Origin of the sequence: Pseudomonas sp. 10C3, assembly GCF_036346185.1 — a bacterium.
Classification (GTDB): domain Bacteria; phylum Pseudomonadota; class Gammaproteobacteria; order Pseudomonadales; family Pseudomonadaceae; genus Aquipseudomonas.
In genome coordinates this window covers 115,692-132,473 of the sequence record NZ_JASJVE010000001.1, presented here as the reverse complement: position 1 = coordinate 132,473, position 16,782 = coordinate 115,692, and the positions used below count along the sequence as shown (strand labels likewise).

Annotated in this window: 16 protein-coding genes; 9 read left to right on the top strand and 7 right to left on the bottom strand. The window is 59.0% G+C overall.

Annotated elements, in window-relative coordinates; genetic code table 11:
• Nucleotides 1-2 precede the first annotated feature (2 nt).
• Entirely contained in the window at nucleotides 3-476 is a 474-nt protein-coding gene (locus QN399_RS00640; protein WP_322181378.1) for a YchJ family protein, read from the bottom strand.
• Between the two features lie 3 nt (nucleotides 477-479).
• Nucleotides 480-977, bottom strand: coding sequence for a DUF6231 family protein (locus tag QN399_RS00635; RefSeq protein ID WP_322181376.1), 498 nt, complete (start codon nucleotides 975-977; stop codon nucleotides 480-482).
• A gap of 400 nt (nucleotides 978-1,377) precedes the next feature.
• Between QN399_RS00635 and QN399_RS00630 the strand changes: the two genes are divergently transcribed.
• Nucleotides 1,378-1,653, top strand: a complete 276-nt coding sequence (locus QN399_RS00630) for a DUF1145 domain-containing protein (RefSeq protein WP_322181373.1) — start codon at nucleotides 1,378-1,380, stop codon at nucleotides 1,651-1,653.
• Entirely contained in the window at nucleotides 1,646-2,404 is a 759-nt protein-coding gene (locus QN399_RS00625; RefSeq protein ID WP_330200381.1) for a collagen-like protein, read from the top strand. The genes QN399_RS00630 and QN399_RS00625 overlap by 8 nt, the downstream gene beginning before the upstream one ends.
• A 67-nt stretch (nucleotides 2,405-2,471) precedes the next feature.
• On the opposite strand, the gene QN399_RS00620 is transcribed toward QN399_RS00625, so the two are convergent.
• Nucleotides 2,472-2,936, bottom strand: a complete 465-nt coding sequence (locus QN399_RS00620) for a DUF2269 family protein (RefSeq protein ID WP_322181369.1) — start codon at nucleotides 2,934-2,936, stop codon at nucleotides 2,472-2,474.
• 111 nt (nucleotides 2,937-3,047) lie between these two features.
• Between QN399_RS00620 and dinG the strand changes: the two genes are divergently transcribed.
• The 5 genes from dinG (at nucleotide 3,048) to pdxH (ending at nucleotide 10,766) form a co-directional block, all read left to right on the top strand.
• Nucleotides 3,048-5,192 (top strand): ATP-dependent DNA helicase DinG, encoded by a 2,145-nt coding sequence (gene dinG, locus QN399_RS00615; RefSeq protein ID WP_322217585.1) that lies wholly within the window; start codon nucleotides 3,048-3,050, stop codon nucleotides 5,190-5,192.
• A 119-nt stretch (nucleotides 5,193-5,311) separates the two neighbouring features.
• Nucleotides 5,312-7,639, top strand: coding sequence for a beta-agarase (locus QN399_RS00610; protein WP_322181365.1), 2,328 nt, complete (start codon nucleotides 5,312-5,314; stop codon nucleotides 7,637-7,639).
• Nucleotides 7,640-7,767: 128 nt separating this feature from the next.
• Nucleotides 7,768-8,913: a serine hydrolase domain-containing protein gene (locus QN399_RS00605; protein ID WP_322217583.1), complete on the top strand. Its 1,146-nt coding sequence runs from the start codon at nucleotides 7,768-7,770 to the stop codon at nucleotides 8,911-8,913.
• Nucleotides 8,914-9,035: 122 nt separating this feature from the next.
• Complete coding sequence (locus QN399_RS00600) at nucleotides 9,036-10,076, top strand: OmpA family protein (protein ID WP_322181361.1); 1,041 nt, start codon at nucleotides 9,036-9,038, stop codon at nucleotides 10,074-10,076.
• Nucleotides 10,077-10,118: 42 nt separating this feature from the next.
• Nucleotides 10,119-10,766: a pyridoxamine 5'-phosphate oxidase gene (gene pdxH, locus QN399_RS00595; protein ID WP_322181359.1), complete on the top strand. Its 648-nt coding sequence runs from the start codon at nucleotides 10,119-10,121 to the stop codon at nucleotides 10,764-10,766.
• Here pdxH and QN399_RS00590 read toward each other — a convergent pair.
• A complete protein-coding gene (locus QN399_RS00590) occupies nucleotides 10,763-11,029 on the bottom strand; it encodes a hypothetical protein (protein ID WP_322181357.1) in 267 nt (88 codons plus the stop codon). The two genes, pdxH and QN399_RS00590, sit on opposite strands and share 4 nt — an antisense overlap.
• Before the next feature lie 173 nt (nucleotides 11,030-11,202).
• On the opposite strand from QN399_RS00590, the gene QN399_RS00585 reads away from it, so the two are divergent.
• Nucleotides 11,203-11,667, top strand: coding sequence for a glycine zipper 2TM domain-containing protein (locus tag QN399_RS00585; RefSeq protein WP_322181355.1), 465 nt, complete (start codon nucleotides 11,203-11,205; stop codon nucleotides 11,665-11,667).
• Nucleotides 11,668-11,748: 81 nt separating this feature from the next.
• Here QN399_RS00585 and nhaA read toward each other — a convergent pair whose 3' ends face one another.
• Nucleotides 11,749-12,930 (bottom strand): Na+/H+ antiporter NhaA, encoded by a 1,182-nt coding sequence (gene nhaA, locus QN399_RS00580; protein WP_322181353.1) that lies wholly within the window; start codon nucleotides 12,928-12,930, stop codon nucleotides 11,749-11,751.
• Between the two features lie 298 nt (nucleotides 12,931-13,228).
• Here nhaA and QN399_RS00575 point away from each other — a divergent pair, with 298 nt between their 5' ends.
• Nucleotides 13,229-14,326, top strand: coding sequence for a PLP-dependent cysteine synthase family protein (locus tag QN399_RS00575; protein ID WP_322182823.1), 1,098 nt, complete (start codon nucleotides 13,229-13,231; stop codon nucleotides 14,324-14,326).
• Nucleotides 14,327-14,352: 26 nt separating this feature from the next.
• Here the strand turns inward: QN399_RS00575 and QN399_RS00570 are convergent, their stop codons facing one another.
• Together QN399_RS00570 and QN399_RS00565 are read right to left on the bottom strand one after the other, a co-directional pair.
• Nucleotides 14,353-15,963: an NAD(P)/FAD-dependent oxidoreductase gene (locus tag QN399_RS00570; protein WP_322181351.1), complete on the bottom strand. Its 1,611-nt coding sequence runs from the start codon at nucleotides 15,961-15,963 to the stop codon at nucleotides 14,353-14,355.
• Nucleotides 15,964-16,059: 96 nt separating this feature from the next.
• Nucleotides 16,060-16,731, bottom strand: a complete 672-nt coding sequence (locus QN399_RS00565) for a hypothetical protein (RefSeq protein WP_330200380.1) — start codon at nucleotides 16,729-16,731, stop codon at nucleotides 16,060-16,062.
• Between the last annotated feature and the right edge of the window lie 51 nt (nucleotides 16,732-16,782).

Here is a 16,782-nt window from a genome sequence, read left to right as displayed (position 1 = left end):
ATTCAGCCCAGATAACCGGCGCAACACTTCTTGAATTTTTGCCCGCTGCCACAGGGGCAAGCATCGTTGCGTCCCGCCTTGAGCTGCACAGTGGGATCGATGAAATACCAGCGACCCTCATTCTGCACGAACGCCGAGCGCTCACGATGGCTGTGTTCGCCACTGCCGTCATGCCAGCGAGCAACAAAGGTTACAAGCGCATGCTCGGGTTTACCGCCGAACACTTCCACGTGCTCGACGTTCAGGCCCAGCCAGGTGCTTTGTGCGCTCCAGTCACTGATCGATTGACGATCCAGACCTGCCTTCTGCGCAGGCAATGTGGTGTCCAGCAGATAGTCGATCAAGCCCAGTACATAGGCGCTGTAGCGCGAGCGCATCAGGGCTTCCGCGCTCGGGGCCGGGAGGCCCGCGTGATAATGCCCGCAGCAGGCGTCCAGTAAATTGCCGCTGCCACACGGGCAGATCGAGCTACTCATGATTTACCACCAGTATTTGCCGAAGTTCTCTGGGTTGGCCCAGAACTTAGCATTCAGCCAGTCGGGGACTTGTTTGTATTCACGCAGGTCGTAAGTGAACAAGGTCAGGATCTGCTCGTCACGGGCAAAGCGTTCACTGGCTTGCAGTGCCAGTGAATAAAAGTCGGTGTCCTGCCAGCCGCACGCGGGCAGATCTGCCAGCACGGCAATACGGCTGGCGTTAAGGTTGCGGATCCCGCCCAGTAGTTCCAGGCCGATGCGTTTAGGCAAATGCTCCAGGCAATCGACCACCAGTGCCAGATCGAAACGTTGCGCCGCCAGCTCGGCTGGCAAGGCGCCGGGGGCGGCATGGGCCAGTTCGGTTTCCGGGTGAGCAGCCTGAAATGCCTCAAGTGCGGGAAAACTTCCAGCACCGATCAACAACAAACGCTTGGGGGCGTAACGATCAAGTAATGCGGCCAGCGCCTGTTGGGGCGTGCGTATAGAAAAGCCTTCAGTCATCGAAAATCCTCAATTGAGTTGCAAGACTAGCCTGCTGTAGCGAGATGGCCTAGTCCTATGCGTAGCACGTCTGCAGGACGTGCAGGTTTGCAAAAAAAACCGACTGGTCTGTGTCTGCTGCAGTTGGTGGCGTAACTGGTGTGTGATCAGGGGCGACTCAAAACGCCACTTTCACGGGCTATGGTGTGTTGATCGGCGGCGATGATAATGTCCCGGACGGTTGCGACAAGTGCCTAGGCACGGCTAAGAGACGTGCGGGTCGATGCGTGTGTGTCGCCCGGCATTTTCGCGGTGCAGACAGCACCTCTAATCGGGGCGCTCGAACATTTTTAAATGCACGCTGGCAAATCTCGCGCAGAAGCCGTTACTGTGCGCGAAAGAATAACTGCCAGGGGCATGTATGAAGTTGTTTTGGGGGTTGGGGAAGGCGATGACACTGGGATTCTGGCTGATGGTGCTGGTCAATATGGCCACTGCGCTGCCAAGTCCTTTCGATGTGTTGCTCCGTCTGGCTGGCAGCCTGGCATTGTTGACCCACCTGCTTGAACTGATGCTATTCAATAGCAACCTGCGCCGGCGCGTCCATCCATGGCGTGATCGCCTGCTGGTTCTTATGTTCGGTATCTTTCACATCCAATCCATTTCCCGCCCATCGGCGGAGGTTGCTCATGCGTAATCTTTGCCTGTTGGCCTTATTGTGCAGCCCAATGGCTATCGCCCAAGTGGTGACGGTCGAGTCGCATTCGCTGATGCGTCTGCCCGGTAAAACCAGTGTCTTGCAACTGGAACGTCTGGAAGTCGCCGATTACGGCACCTTGCTGATTCCCTCCAGCCTGGCTGAAGTAAAGGTCGGTGAATTGATACTGGGCCACGAGGCGCGGATTGCGATTGTGCCCAGCGAGCAGAGCTTCAATCTGGTGGTAGGCCGTGGTCAGTTGGCGTCAGGTAGCGAGATCACTGCCCGTGGCGCTCCCGGCACGTTTCTCAAACCCGCATTGCCGGGCCGTAACCTGACCTTGCGTCTGGAAAATCTGACGGCAGAAGCGTTATCGGTCGATGCCCGTGGTGGTTCGGGCGCGCCTGGTTTTGTCGGCCTCGACGGCGCGAATGGTCAGGCTCCGGGTTGCACCTGGGGCCAGGCGGGTCGCGGGTACGATGGCGACAACGGTGGCAACGGTCATGATGGTGCTGCGGGTGCGCAAGTCCGTGTCGAGCTGCCGCAAAGCTTTCCGGCAGAGCGTGTGAAAGTACAGGTCAACGGCGGTGCGGGTGGTCTGGCGGGTGAGGGGGGGCGTGCTGGCAAGGGCGGAGCCTCCAAGGGCTGCGTGGTCTACCGTGCTGACGGCGGCAAATCCGGTAAGCCAGGTCAACCGGGCCAGCCTGGTGCGGCAGGCCCTAATGGTGCGATGACCTTGCAGCGGTTGTAAGCGAATACACGCCTTAATGGGCTTGCGAGTGGGTTGAATCGGTGTGCCTGACACACCGCTTCAACCATTAAAACCCAAATCGAGTCGCGGCCACGGCCACCAGCACCAGCCCCACAATCAGATTGATCCCAACCAAGCGGCGAATACGGGCCAATACAGCAGCGCCCTCAGGCCATTGTTCGGCAACCACCGCACGGCGCAGTTCAGGCAATTGCAGTGCCTGGATGCGAATAAACAGCGCTACCATCACCACGTACAAGCCCATCATCACCTGCACGTAACGCGGCGCCAGTTCAAAACCGGCGAACTGCAGATGGATCATGCCTACGCCTGTGATGGGTAATACCAGCACCGCCACCCAGACCCAAAGAAAGAACCGCGGAAACACCTGGACCCACAATTTCAGGCGCGCAGGACCTTCCAGGGCGACACCGGCTGCCGGGCGCAAGACCATCCAGGCGAAGAACATGCCGCCGACCCAGATCAGGGCGGCCAGCACGTGCAACGTGTAGACAAGGGCGAAAGCGGTCATTCGGGTACTCCATTCTGCGCGAGAGGAATTAGCACGGTATGATAGCGGCCTCTCAGAAACACTGAAAATTTATCCAGCACCTTCATTCAGCATTCGTAGCGCCCTAAGCCAATGATCAGTAACGAACTCAAATCCCAGATCCAGGGCGCCTATTCGCGTTTCCTCGAAGCCAAGAGCCTCAAGCCGCGCTATGGCCAGCGTTTGATGATCGCCGAGATCGCCAAAGTGCTGGGCGACATCGACACTGACGAAGAAGGCCGGCGTTCGGGCGACCCGGCAGTGGTCGCCGTCGAGGCGGGCACCGGCACCGGCAAGACTGTGGCGTATGCCATTGCGGCCATTCCGACTGCCAAGGCGGCGGGCAAGCGCCTGGTGATCGCCACGGCGACCGTCGCTCTGCAGGAACAGATCGTCTACAAAGACTTGCCTGACCTGATGCGCAACAGTGGATTGAACTTCAGCTTTGCCCTGGCCAAGGGGCGCGGCCGCTATATGTGTCTGTCCAAGCTCGACATGCTGTTGCAGGAAGGTGATGCAACCAACGCCACTGCTCAGCTTTTCGAAGAAGAAGGCTTCAAGATCGAAGTCGATGAGGCCAGCCAGAAGCTGTTTACCAGCATGATCGAAAAGCTCGCCGGCAATAAATGGGACGGCGACCGTGACAGCTGGCCGCAAGCACTGGAAGACCAGGACTGGGCGCGCCTGACCACCGACCACAGCCAGTGCACCAATCGCCATTGCCCGAACTTCGGCCAATGTGCTTTTTATAAGGCGCGCGAGGGCATGAGTAAAGTCGACGTCATTGTCACCAACCACGACATGGTGCTGGCAGACCTGGCGTTGGGCGGGGGCGCGGTGTTGCCCGACCCGCGTGAGACCTTGTATGTGTTCGACGAAGGCCATCACCTGCCGGATAAAGCCATCGGCCACTTTGCCCACTACACGCGCCTGCGCTCGACGTCGGACTGGCTGGAGCAGACCGCCAAGAACCTCGCTAAATTGCTGGCCCAGCACCCTTTACCGGGCGACCTAGGTAAGTTTATCGAGCAGGTGCCGGAACTGGCCCGTGAGATCAAGACCCAGCAACAGTTCATGTTCGCGGCCTGTGAGCAGTTGGCCGATTTCAAGGCCGGTGAAGACATGGAAGGCCGCGAGCGCCCACGTCACCGCTTCATCGGTGGCGTGGTGCCCGAGCACATGCGCGACATGGGCATCGAGTTGAAGAAGGGTTTTTCCCGCCTGGATGACCTGTTTACGCGCCTGACCGAGCTGCTCAAGGAAGGCATGGATGGCGAGGTCAACATCGGCATTGCCAGCCATCAGGCTGAAGAGTGGTACCCGCTGTTCGGCAGCTTGCTGGCCCGCGCCCATGGCAACTGGGAGTTGTGGACGGCCTTTACGGCTGAAGATCCAGAAGACAGCCCGCCCATGGCGCGCTGGTTGACCCTGGCCGACAGCGGCTCGTTGTTCGATATCGAAGTCAACGCCAGCCCGATTCTGGCGGCGGAAATGCTCCGGCGTAACCTGTGGAACGTTGCCTATGGTGCACTGGTGACCTCGGCGACTTTGACCGCACTGGGTAAGTTCGATCGTTTTCGCATGCGTGCAGGTCTGCCCAAAGGCGCGGTGACCGCCGTGGTGCCAAGCCCGTTCCATCACGCCGATGCGGGTGTGTTGCGCGTGCCGGACCTCAAGGCAGACCCTCGTGATGCCGTGGCGCACACCGCTGCTATCATCCGCGAACTGCCGAAACTGGTAGAAGGCTCCCGTGGCACGCTGGTGCTGTTCTCCTCGCGCAAACAGATGCAGGAAGTCTTCGACGGCCTTGAGCGCGACTGGCGTAAGCAGGTTTTCATTCAGGGCAATCTGTCCAAGCAGGAAACCCTGAACAAGCACAAAGCACGGGTCGACAGTGGCGAGTCTAGCGTGCTGTTTGGCCTGGCCAGTTTTGCCGAAGGGGTGGATTTGCCCGGTGCCTACTGCGAACACGTGGTCATCGCCAAAATCCCGTTCGCGGTCCCCGATGATCCGGTGGAAGCGGCGTTGGCGGAGTGGATCGAAGCCCGTGGCGGCAATCCGTTCATGGAAATCGCCGTGCCTGACGCGTCGTTGCGTCTGGTCCAGGCCTGTGGACGTTTGCTGCGGACTGAAGAAGACCGCGGCACCATCACGTTGCTTGATCGACGCGTCGTCACCCAGCGTTACGGCAAAGCGATCCTCAACGCGCTGCCGCCGTTCCGCCGCGAAATTTCCTGACAGCTGTTGGGCATCATTTGCACCGGATCGGGTCTTATCCCGGTCCGGTCCATGTTTGCCACGTTGTTTGTCACTCTGAAGTCTGGCCATCAACGGGTCGTTTAGGAGCACTTAATCAAATGATTCGCCGTTCGCTGTCCACGGTTTTTGCGCTGTTGTGTTCCGGTCCGCTGTTGGCGGCTACGGATGGACAACAGACGTTGTTCAACTTCGTTCGTCCCGCCGATGTGGTTCAGGTTGCGACGCAGGATGCCAGCCTGCCGCAATCCAACGCCGAGCAGACGGCCGAAGGCGAAGTATTGCGCCGGGTTACCTTCAATCCAGTGGCTCGTCCCAGCCTGAGTCTGACACCACAGACCGGCGTGTGGGATTGGTCCGGCGACAGCGCCATGACGCTGCGTATCCAGAACGCCATGGATTGGGCGCTGACCCTTGATGTGCGGATTCAAAGCGCTGATGGCAAAGTGATCACCAGTCGTGTCGATTTGCCCGCAGGACCTGCTCAGACCTTGTTCATCCCCCTGCAAACCAGCTCGCCCCTGAGTCAGGGCATGCGTGCCGGACCACCGATGCCGTGGACTTACGAAGGGCAGCGCGTGCTCTTGGCCAGCGCCACGGGTGAGTTGGATCGCAGCAAAGTGGTCTCGGTCACCGTAGCAATGAGCCAGCCCAATGTTGCACAAAGCATCCTGCTCGAGCGTTTCGGTGTGCAGGAAGGTAATGCGGTTCAGAAAGCGGCCTACGACAATATCGTCGATGCCTATGGTCAGTTCACCCGGGCCAAATGGCCGGAAAAAATTGTCAGCGATGAGCAACTGAAAGCCTCATCGGTCAAGGAACAGCAGCAGCTCAAGACCTGGCTGGCCGATCGGCCCAAGCAGGACCCGTTTGGCGGTTGGCTCGGTGGTCCGGTCTTTGAGGCCAAGGGCTTCTTCCGCACCGAGAAACTCGACGGGCGCTGGTACCTGGTCACCCCTGAAGGTCATCCGTTCTACTCCCTGGGTGTGAACGCCGTGACGGCGGAAGACAGCCGGACCTATGTTGAAGGTCGGGAGCGGATGTTCTCGAGCTTGCCGGCAGATACCGATCCCCTGGCCGTGTTTTATGGCAAGGCCGACAACCGCAAGAACACAGGTGCGAACAAGGACCGCAGTTTCAATCACGGCCGTTGGTTCGATTTCTATGGCGCTAACCTGCACCGCACGTATGGCCAGGAAAAATGCGTCAAGGCCGACGCGATTGCGCCGGATCAGCCGGTGGCCGCAGCGACCCCTGCTGATTGCGCCTCGCCTGCCGTCGACGCCAAACGCTGGACCCACCACACGCTGGATCGTCTGCAAGCCTGGGGCTTTAACACGATTGGCAACTGGAGTGCTCCGGAACTGGGCGTGAATGAACGCGTGCCGTATACCTTGCCGCTGTCCATCGTCGGCGATTACAGCAGCATCAGCACGGGCAAGGACTGGTGGGGTGGCATGCCGGATCCGTTCGATCCACGTTTCGCTATGGCCACCGAGCGTGCCGTGGCCATCGCCGCTCGGGATCATCGCGATGATCCGTGGCTGGTGGGCTATTTTGCCGACAATGAACTGGCCTGGGCGGGCCCCGGCGATGACCCGAAATCGCGCTACGCCTTAGCGTACGGCACCTTGAAAATGACCACCGATGCTCCGGCCAAACGGGCATTTCTCAAGCAGTTGCGCGACAAGTACCGCAATCAGCAGGGCCTGTCCAAAGCCTGGGGTGTTGAACTGCCCGCTTGGGAACTGATGGAAGACCCAGGGTTCGAGCCACCGCTGCCGAGCGCGGAACACCCCGAGATAGAAGCTGACTTCAAATACTTCCAGCGCGTATTCGCCGACACGTACTTCAAGACCATTTCCGATGCGTTGAAATGGCACGCGCCCAATCACCTGTTATTGGGCGGGCGTTTTGGCGTCAGCACTCCAGAAGCTGTGGCGTCTTGCGCCGAGTATTGCGACGTGCTGAGCTTCAACTTCTACACGCCAAAACCTCAAGACGGTTATGACTTCGCCCAGTTGCGCGAACTGGGCAAGCCTGTGCTGGTTGGCGAATTCCATTTTGGCTCGCGTGATCGCGGTCCGTTCTGGGGCGGCATGATGGAAGTTGCCAAAGAAGAAGATCGCGGTCCGGCTTACGCCAACTTCCTCAAGCAAGCGTTGGCAGAGCCTTCAATCGTCGGCGTGCACTGGTTCCAGTACCTTGATCAGCCCGTCACGGGTCGTTTGCTCGATGGTGAGAATGGTCATGTGGGCTTGGTCGGCATCACCGATGTGCCGTTTCAGGGCTTTGTCGAGGCCGTGCGCAAAAGCAATGGGCAGGTGGCCGACGTCCTTAAGAAAGAGGTTCGGGCCAGCGCTGCGGCAAAAGCCAAAACACACTCGGCTCCGGCAGCGTCCGATAAAGGCGATGGCGGCAAGCAATAGTGATCAATGAGGAGGGCGTTGCTTGCGAGCGGCTAATCGCCATCCTCTTGCCTGAGTCTGTTCCCAAAGCGTTCAATCGCTGGAACAATACACGCCACTTTGTAGATTAGTTGTCTGGGAGCGAGCGGGTGCAGATTCAGGGTCATTTCGAGCTTAAATTCGAAGCAGTGCGTGAAGCCTTCGCTGCGCTCTTCGATGATCCCCAGGAGCGCGGGGGTGCATTGTGCATCCAGATCGGCGGGGAAACCGTGCTCGACCTCTGGACTGGCACGGCCGACAGGGATGGCGCTGAGGCGTGGCACAGCGACACCATCGCCAATCTGTTTTCGTGCACCAAGACATTCACTGCGGTCACCGCTTTGCAACTGGTGGGCGAAGGCAAGCTGAGTCTGGACGAACCTGTGGCCAAGCTCTGGCCCGAGTTTGCTGCCGCTGGCAAAGAGAAAATCACGTTGCGCCAGTTCCTCTGCCATCAGGCGGGTTTGCCAGCGCTGCGCTACATCATGCCGGCCGAAGCGCTGTACGACTGGCAAGCCATGACGGATGCGCTCGCGGCGGAAGAGCCCTGGTGGGCACCCGGTCATGGTCATGGCTATGCCGCCATCACCTATGGTTGGTTGGTGGGTGAGTTGCTGCGCCGTGCGGATGGGCGTGGTCCGGGAGAGTCCATCGTGGCCCGTATTGCACGTCCCCTGGGGCTGGATTTTCATGTCGGGCTGGCGGATGAAGAGTTTCACCGTGTCGCCTATATTGCTCGTGGCAAGGGCAGCGTAGGTGATGAAGCTGCGCAGCGCCTGCTGCACGCAGTCATGCGCGAACCGACGTCCATGACCGCACGGGCCTTCACCAATCCTCCGTCGATCATGACCAGCACCAATAAACCTGAATGGCGGCGCATGCAGCAACCTGCCGCCAATGGTCATGGCAATGCCCGCAGTCTGGCGGGTTTCTACAGCGGCCTGCTTGATGGTCGTTTGCTGGAAGCCGAACTGCTGGGTGAGTTGACGCGTGAACACAGCGTCGGGCATGACAAAACCTTACTGACCCAGACCCGTTTCGGCCTGGGATGCATGCTTGATCAACCGCACGTGCCGAATGCCACGTTTGGCCTGGGCCCTAAAGCCTTCGGCCATCCCGGCGCAGGCGGTTCCGTAGGTTTTGCCGACCCTGAGCGCGAGGTCGCCTTCGGTTTCGTGACCAATACGCTCGGCCCTTATGTCTTGATGGACCCACGCGCACAGAAGCTGGCGCGCGTGTTGGGCGAGTGTGTATAGTCCGGCCGGCTGTCTGTTAAGGCCGCGTTCAGGGAACTTGAGTGCCGGATTGCTTTCAGAGCATTGTTTCAATGAGCTTCTTTCAAGCCCGATTACTGCTTAATTATTTTTGTGGGTCAACAATGTCATCTAACAAAAGTGTCGCCTTTGCTTTGTGCCTGGCTATTACCGGCTGCGCTCAAACTCCCCAGAATGATTCCGCAGAGGGCGGCCATTGGTGGTCCTTTGGGGCCGACAAGGTTGCCCAGTCTGGCCCTGATAAAACTGCCGCACCCAAAGCGGCCGTACCCATAGCGCCAAAACCCGAAGTTGCGGTAGTTAAACCTGATGCCAAGCCCGCGCCGGTTGTCGCCAGGGCCGATTCCGATAGCCATTGGTGGTGGCCGTTCGGGGCTAAAAAGGACGAGGTGAAGGCCTCCCCGGCCGTGGCTGCAATCCCGATGCCTGACCCGAAAATTACCCAGGCCTGGCTTGATGATTATGAGCCGCGCTTGCGTCTGGCCATCAAAGATAGCCCCTTCGAACTTGAACGCCATGAGAACGTGCTGGTGATTACCGCTCCGGCGGACAGTTCGTTCAACCCAAAACGCCCGATCATGTTGCTGCCGGTGAGCTTGGGCCCTATTACTCGCCTGGCCAAAATAGTTGAAAGCGACCCGAAAACTGCAGTGCTCGTACTGGGCCATTCAGACAGCATCGGCGCCGACCCTGATAATCAGAAGTTGACCCAGGACCGTGCCCAGTCAGTGGCAGCGATTTTCCGTCTCAGTGGTCTGGAACGTGATCGTTTGAACCTGCGTGGTATGGGGGCGTTAATGCCGCGAGCGGCTAACGACAGTAACGAAGGCCGTTCGTTGAACCGTCGGGTCGAGATCGTCATGACGCCACGGGTCACCATGCTGGCCTTGCTCAGCAAATATAATATGCCGGCGCCTGCTCCAATTCTGGTCGCGGCTAAACCTGTGATGCCTGTGGCACCTGACGTCAAAGCGGCTACGCCCGCCAAGAAGGCCGTGCTGGCGAAGAAAGGTACTAAGAAAGCATCGACCACGAAAAAAGCCGCACCCGCTAAAAAGGCTGCCCCGACCAAGGTCGCTCCGACCAAGGCTGCAGCACCGGCGAAGAAAGTTGAGCCAGTCCCTGACCAAGCCAAGTCCAATTAAGGTAAGCCCCGAGTCCCGGGGTTTTCAGCGAGGATGCACGTCATGACCCGAGCGTTGGCCGATATGCGCCGTGAGTATGTCCGTGATGGTTTGACCGAGGCCCTGGCGCCGGACGAACCCTTTACCTTGTTCCGCCAATGGTTCGACGAGGCGGTGAAAACCGAGCAGGCGCCGGTAGAAGCCAACGCCATGACCGTGGCCACTGTCGATGAAGACGGGCGACCGCATTGCCGGATTCTGTTGCTCAAGGGGCTGGATGAGCTGGGCTTTACCTTCTTCACTAATTACGACAGTGATAAAGGCCAGCAATTGGCAGCGCGTCCTTTTGGCGCGATGACGTTTTTCTGGCCGACTCTGGAGCGACAGGTCCGGATCGAGGGACGAGTGGTCAAGGTCAGCCCTGAAGACTCGGACGCTTACTTTCAGGTCCGCCCGCTGGGCAGTCGTCTGGGCGCCTGGGCATCCCCGCAAAGCCGGGTCATTGCTGACCGCGCCGAGCTTGAAGCGTTGCTCAAAATCACCGAACAACGCTTCAGCGACAGTCAGCCGCATTGCCCCGAACATTGGGGTGGCTATCGCTTGTTACCCGAACGAATCGAGTTCTGGCAAGGTCGTTCAAACCGTCTGCATGACCGCCTGAATTATCGTCTGGATAACCAGCAGTGGATTCGCGAGCGGCTGGCCCCTTAATCGCCTTGCGGCGTTTTCTGCGCTGCCTGGACCTCTGGAGCCTGCCCGGCAGCCGCTTGCAGCCAAGCGGCTAAATCGCGGCGTTTGATTTTCTGCTGCTGCGCCTGTTCCAGGCGCTGCAGCATGAACGTCCTCTTTTCGGGATCACTGCCCGCCAGTGATAACGCCAGGTCGCGATCCATCCAGCGCTTGATCCGTCTGTGCAGCCACCAATGGAAGTACAGGGCGGACACGGTGGCGACTGCAATGATGAAATAGTCCATAACATCCTTTCTCGCGGTAGTACGTTGAATTAAATGTCAGCACAGCCGTCTATCAATCAGGAACAACGCGTTACTGTATTTCCGCTGAATGAAAGTAAATTTCTCTCTGCGGGGTCGTGACAGCGTTCTTGTCGCGGAGTCTAATGGCTATCTGTCCTTTTGGAGATGATCTTATGCGTAAGTCTGTTCTGCTGGTTGCTTCGGTCTCTGCCTTGGCATTGACACTGGGCGGCTGTTCCTCAAGTCTGACCGGGGATTCCTACTCTCGCGATGAGGCCCGAACAGTACAGACCGTACGTATGGGCACCATCGAATCGTTGCGTCCGGTGAAAATTGAAGGCACCAAAACCCCAATCGGCGCAGGTGCTGGCGCAGTCGTCGGCGGTGTGGCGGGTAGCGCGGTCGGTGGTGGTCGCGGCAGTATTATCACGGCAGTCATTGGCGCGGTAGCCGGTGGTATGTTGGGTGCTGCCTCGGAAGAGGGGCTGACTCGTACGCAAGGTGTGGAAATTACCGTACGCGAAGATGACGGCACCATGCGCGCCTATGTGCAGGCAGTTGCTGAAAACGAAATTTTCCGGGTCGGCGAGCGCGTACGCATCATGAGCGTGAATGGCACGAGCCGTGTTTCTCACTAAGCGTTAAAGCGTTTACGTTACCCATAAAAAAGACCCCGGCTATTGGCCGGGGTCTTTTTTTGAGCGGGTGTACGCCAGGTATCAGGCCTTATGGTTTTTACCACTGGCCATGGCGGTTATCGCGTAACCGATCAACGCGGCGAGAATCGAGCCGGTGAGGATGCCCATGCGGTCCATGCCGGCGTATTCGCTGGCGCCGGGTACGAACGCCAGGGAGCCTACAAACAGACTCATGGTGAAGCCTATCCCGCACAGAATCGACACGCCGAACACTTGCCCCCAGTTCGCCCCGGTCGGCAGCGTGGCCATGCTGGTTTTCACCGCCAGCCAGGTCAGGCCGAACACGCCCAGCGTCTTGCCCAGCAACAGGCCCGCAGCGATGCCCATTGGCACGTGATGAGTGAAACTCTCGAGTGTCACGCCGCTGAGCGGTAAGCCCGCATTGGCGAACGCGAAGAGCGGGAGGATGCCAAAGGCGACCCACGGGTGCAGCGCATGCTCCAGGGTCAGCAGCGGCGAGGACTCTGCATTTTTGGTTCGCAACGGGATGCAGAAAGCCAGCACCACACCGGCCAATGTCGCGTGCACGCCGCTTTTGAGTACGCAGACCCAGAGCAGCAATCCGATAATCAGATACGGTCCGAGCTTGATCACCCCCAATCTGTTCATCGCAATCAAGGCGACGATGGACAGCGCTGCCAACATCAGCGACAAACTCGACATTTCGCCGGAGTAAAACAGCGCGATCACGATGATCGCCCCCAGGTCGTCGATGATCGCCAGGGTCATCAGGAACAGCTTGAGCGATACCGGCACCCGTTTGCCGAGTAACGCCAGCACGCCCAGGGCGAAAGCGATGTCGGTGGCCATCGGGATTGCCCACCCGCTGAGCGCTGAGGGATCGTCCTTGTTCAGGGCCCAGAAAATCAGGGCGGGGACGACCATGCCGCCGATTGCTGCTGCACCCGGCAGGACAATTTGCGATGCTTTGGACAGATGGCCTTCCAGTACCTCGCGTTTGACCTCAAGCCCGATCAGCAGGAAGAATAGGGCCATCAGCCCGTCGTTGATCCACAGCAGCAGAGGCTTGGCGATTTTCAGTGCGCCGACCTGTGCAACCACGGGTACGTCTAGCAGGCCGTTGTACAACCAGGCCAAGGGTGAATTGTTGATGATCAGGGCCAGCGCTGCCGCAGCGATCAGTAACAGGCCGCTGGCCGCTTCCATCTGAAAGAAACGCGTGAATGTGCTACGCAGAGGCAAGGTCACTCTCCATGATGGTTCAAAAGGACTGACACCCTAACCCTTACCGTTAGTTGTTAAAACAAAAGTTATATTCTTTTTTGTTATATATGTGTGCGTGCGAGTAGAAGTCAAAAAAAGCCTAGCAGTTATGTAACTAATTGCGTCGCGACTGTACCTGTTGCACTTGTGGGAACTTTCTTAGAATTGGTGTCCGGATTCTGGTTGTGAGTCAGCCTGCAGCCACTTCTTTTACTCTGCGGCTCAGGGTGTAACGTGTTGTTGTGCCCTTGAACATGTTTGACTCAAAGAGAACCTGATAATGAGCGATAACCGTCACTGGGCCCGTGAAGCGATCCGCATTATCGAAGCGGATTTTCAGCGCAGCGCCGACACCCATTTGATCCCTGTGGAATTGCCCGGCTTGCCCGGCATCGAACTGTACTTCAAGGACGAGTCCAGTCACCCGACCGGCAGCCTCAAGCATCGCTTGGCGCGTTCGCTGTTCCTGTATGCGTTGTGCAATGGCTGGCTTAAAGCCGGGGCCCCGGTGATCGAAGCGTCCAGCGGTTCCACGGCGATTTCCGAGGCCTACTTTGCGCGCTTGCTGGGTTTGCCGTTCATTGCGGTCATGCCCGCTAGCACGTCTCAGGAAAAGATCGCGCAAATTGCCTTTTATGGGGGCAAAAGCCACTTGGTGCAGGACCCGACGCAGATCTATGCCGAGTCCGAGCGTCTGGCCCATGAAAGCGGCGGGCACTTCATGGATCAGTTCACCTATGCTGAACGAGCCACCGACTGGCGGGCGAATAACAACATCGCCGAGTCGATCTTCCAGCAGCTGCGCTTCGAGCGTTACCCCGAACCCAGCTGGTTGATATCAAGTCCTGGCACAGGGGGCACCACCGCGACGCTGGGGCGCTACGTGCGCTATCGCCAGCACTGCACGCGGGTGTTGTGCGCTGATGCCGAGCGGTCAGTGTTCTTTGACTATTACCGGAGCGGTGACGCGAGCTTGCGCCTGGACTGCGGCTCGCGGATCGAAGGCATTGGCCGGCCCAGGGTGGAAGCCTCGTTCCTGCCCAAGGTGATCGACGCGATGGTCAAGGTGCCTGATGCCTTGTCGCTGGCGGCCATGCACTACCTCGCGCTGCGTTTAGGCCGACGGGTAGGCGGTTCGAGTGGGACCAACCTGATCGGTGCACTGCTGGCGGCCCGGGAAATGGTCAACGCCGGAGAGTCCGGGTCTATCGTGGCCATTTTGTGTGATGGAGGAGAGCGCTACGCGACGACCTATTACGATCAGGACTGGTTGCGGGCCCAAGGCTATGATTTGGCTGGATTGATCGACAGCGTGACGGCCTGCGCCGAACGGGGCGAGGCCTTGCCGGAAGGGGTGTTGCGGGCGGGGATTTGAATCCAGGCCCGCTCCCGTATGGGTGTTTACTCCACGATTCCCAACATATCCCGCGCCAGCGCTTCGGCAACGCGAATACCGTCGACCCCGGCAGACAGAATGCCACCGGCATACCCGGCGCCTTCACCGGCCGGGAACAGACCTTTGACGTTCAGACTCTGCAGGGTGGCGTCACGGGTAATGCGCAGCGGCGACGAGGTGCGGGTCTCGATCCCGGTCAGCACCGCATCGTGCAGTGAGAAACCTTTGATCTGCTTGTCGAACGCCGGCAACGCTTCACGAATCGCTTCGATGGCGTAAGCGGGCAGGGCGTCGGCCAGGTCCACCAGTTTTACGCCGGGTTTGTAGGACGGTTCGACACTGCCCAGCGCGGTGGAGGCCTTGCCGGCAATGAAGTCGCCCACTAGCTGCGCGGGCGCCTCATAGGTGCTGCCGCCCAGAATGTACGCGTGGGACTCCAGTCGCTCCTGCAACTCGATCCCTGCCAGCGGGCCGCCTGGATAGTCTTCCGGCGTGATGCCGACCACAATCCCGGAGTTGGCGTTGCGCTCGTTGCGTGAGTATTGGCTCATGCCGTTGGTGACCACTCGGTGGGGCTCGGAAGTCGCGGCCACCACGGTGCCGCCAGGGCACATGCAAAAGCTGTACACCGACCGACCGTTCTTGGCGTGGTGCACCAGTTTGTAGTCGGCCGCCCCCAGTTTTGGGTGGCCGGCGTATTTGCCCAGGCGTGCGCGGTCGATGAGCGATTGTGGGTGTTCGATACGGAACCCGACCGAAAACGGTTTGGCTTCCATGTAAACGCCACGGCTGTGGAGCATCCGGAAGGTGTCACGCGCACTGTGTCCCAGCGCCAGAATCACATGCTTCGAGTTGATTTGCTCGCCACTGCCGAGCACCACGCCTTGCAACTGTCCATTATCGATCAGGACGTCTGTGACTCGCTGCTGGAAGCGCACTTCGCCGCCGAGTGCTTCAATCTGATGGCGCATGTGTTCGACCACGCCGGTCAGGCGGAAGGTGCCGATGTGCGGTTTGCTGACGTAGAGGATTTCCTCGGGGGCACCGGCTTTGACGAACTCGTGCAGCACCTTGCGTCCGTGAAATTTCGGGTCCTTGATCTGGCTGTAAAGCTTGCCGTCGGAGAAGGTTCCGGCGCCACCTTCACCGAATTGCACGTTGGATTCAGGGTTGAGCACATTCTTGCGCCACAGGCCCCACGTGTCCTTGGTGCGCTGGCGGACTTCAGTGCCGCGCTCCAGAATGATCGGTTTGAAGCCCATCTGCGCCAGCAGCAATCCGGCGAAAATCCCGCAGGGGCCAAAGCCGACCACGATCGGCCGTTCGCTCAAGCCTTCTGGTGCGTGTCCTACGACCTTGTAGCTGACATCCGGCGCCGGACCGATGTGACGATCATCGGCGAACGTATGCAGCAGAGCGGCTTCATCACGCACGGTGAAATCGATGGTGTAGATGAAGCACAGCTCAGAGGATTTTTTCCGCGCGTCGTAGCTGCGCTTGAACAGAGTGAAGTCGAGCAGTTCATCGCTGTCGATGCCCAGGCGCTGCAAGAGTGCAGGTCGCAGGTCTTCTTCCGGGTGATCGATTGGCAGCTTGAATTCGGTGATTCGTAACATGACAGGGTCCAGTATCCGGGCCAGCTTTACGCGAACCGGCAATTATAAGCCGGTTCGCGGGGTTTCCGTCAGGCAAAAAGCGGCCAACCGGCGGAATCAGTCGTTGCGTAAGCCACCGTAATAGGCGCAACCACGCTGGATCTGCCCATTGATGCGCAATTCGGCGGTTAAATGCTGCACAGAACCGTCGACAGGATCGACACAACGCTGGGGCGCAACCCACAGCTCTATGTGCTGATCATTGGCTTCGCTGCTCAGGTTGAAACGGCCATCCGGCAATTGCTCTTCAAGGAAGGGCAGGGCCAACGGCTCTTTGCCTTCGCGCTCAAGGACCATGCCCTTGCCGCTGACGTTGATGTTCCACGCCGGGCCATTGCCATTGGCGTGCAGGGTCAGGCGTTTGAAGTTGGCGTCGTCACAGGACGCCCCCGAACGTTCGACACGATAGAGTTGTTGCAGATTAAGTTGCCCATCGGTGCCGGGCGTTGTGCCCGCAGCGAAACTGCCGCGCAGGTCAGCGAACAGCTTGCCTTTGCGAGCCGCCAGACCTGCGGCTTCCTGGAGAACGCCAGTATTGCCACCGTCCTTGACCACAAACCGGCGCTGTTCATTGCACGGCTGGAACAGCAACTGACCGCCTTCGCCGATCAGGTCGCCTTGCATACGAGGCAGGCCGGCATTGGGGGTCTCGGGCTTTGCGTTGAACATCTGACACCCGGCAAAGACTGGCAGCAGGGCAAACATCAAAACGGAACGGGCGGCGAACATGGTCGGTCTCCAAACAAGTTGCGCCACGGTACTGACCCTGCTGCCTGATCA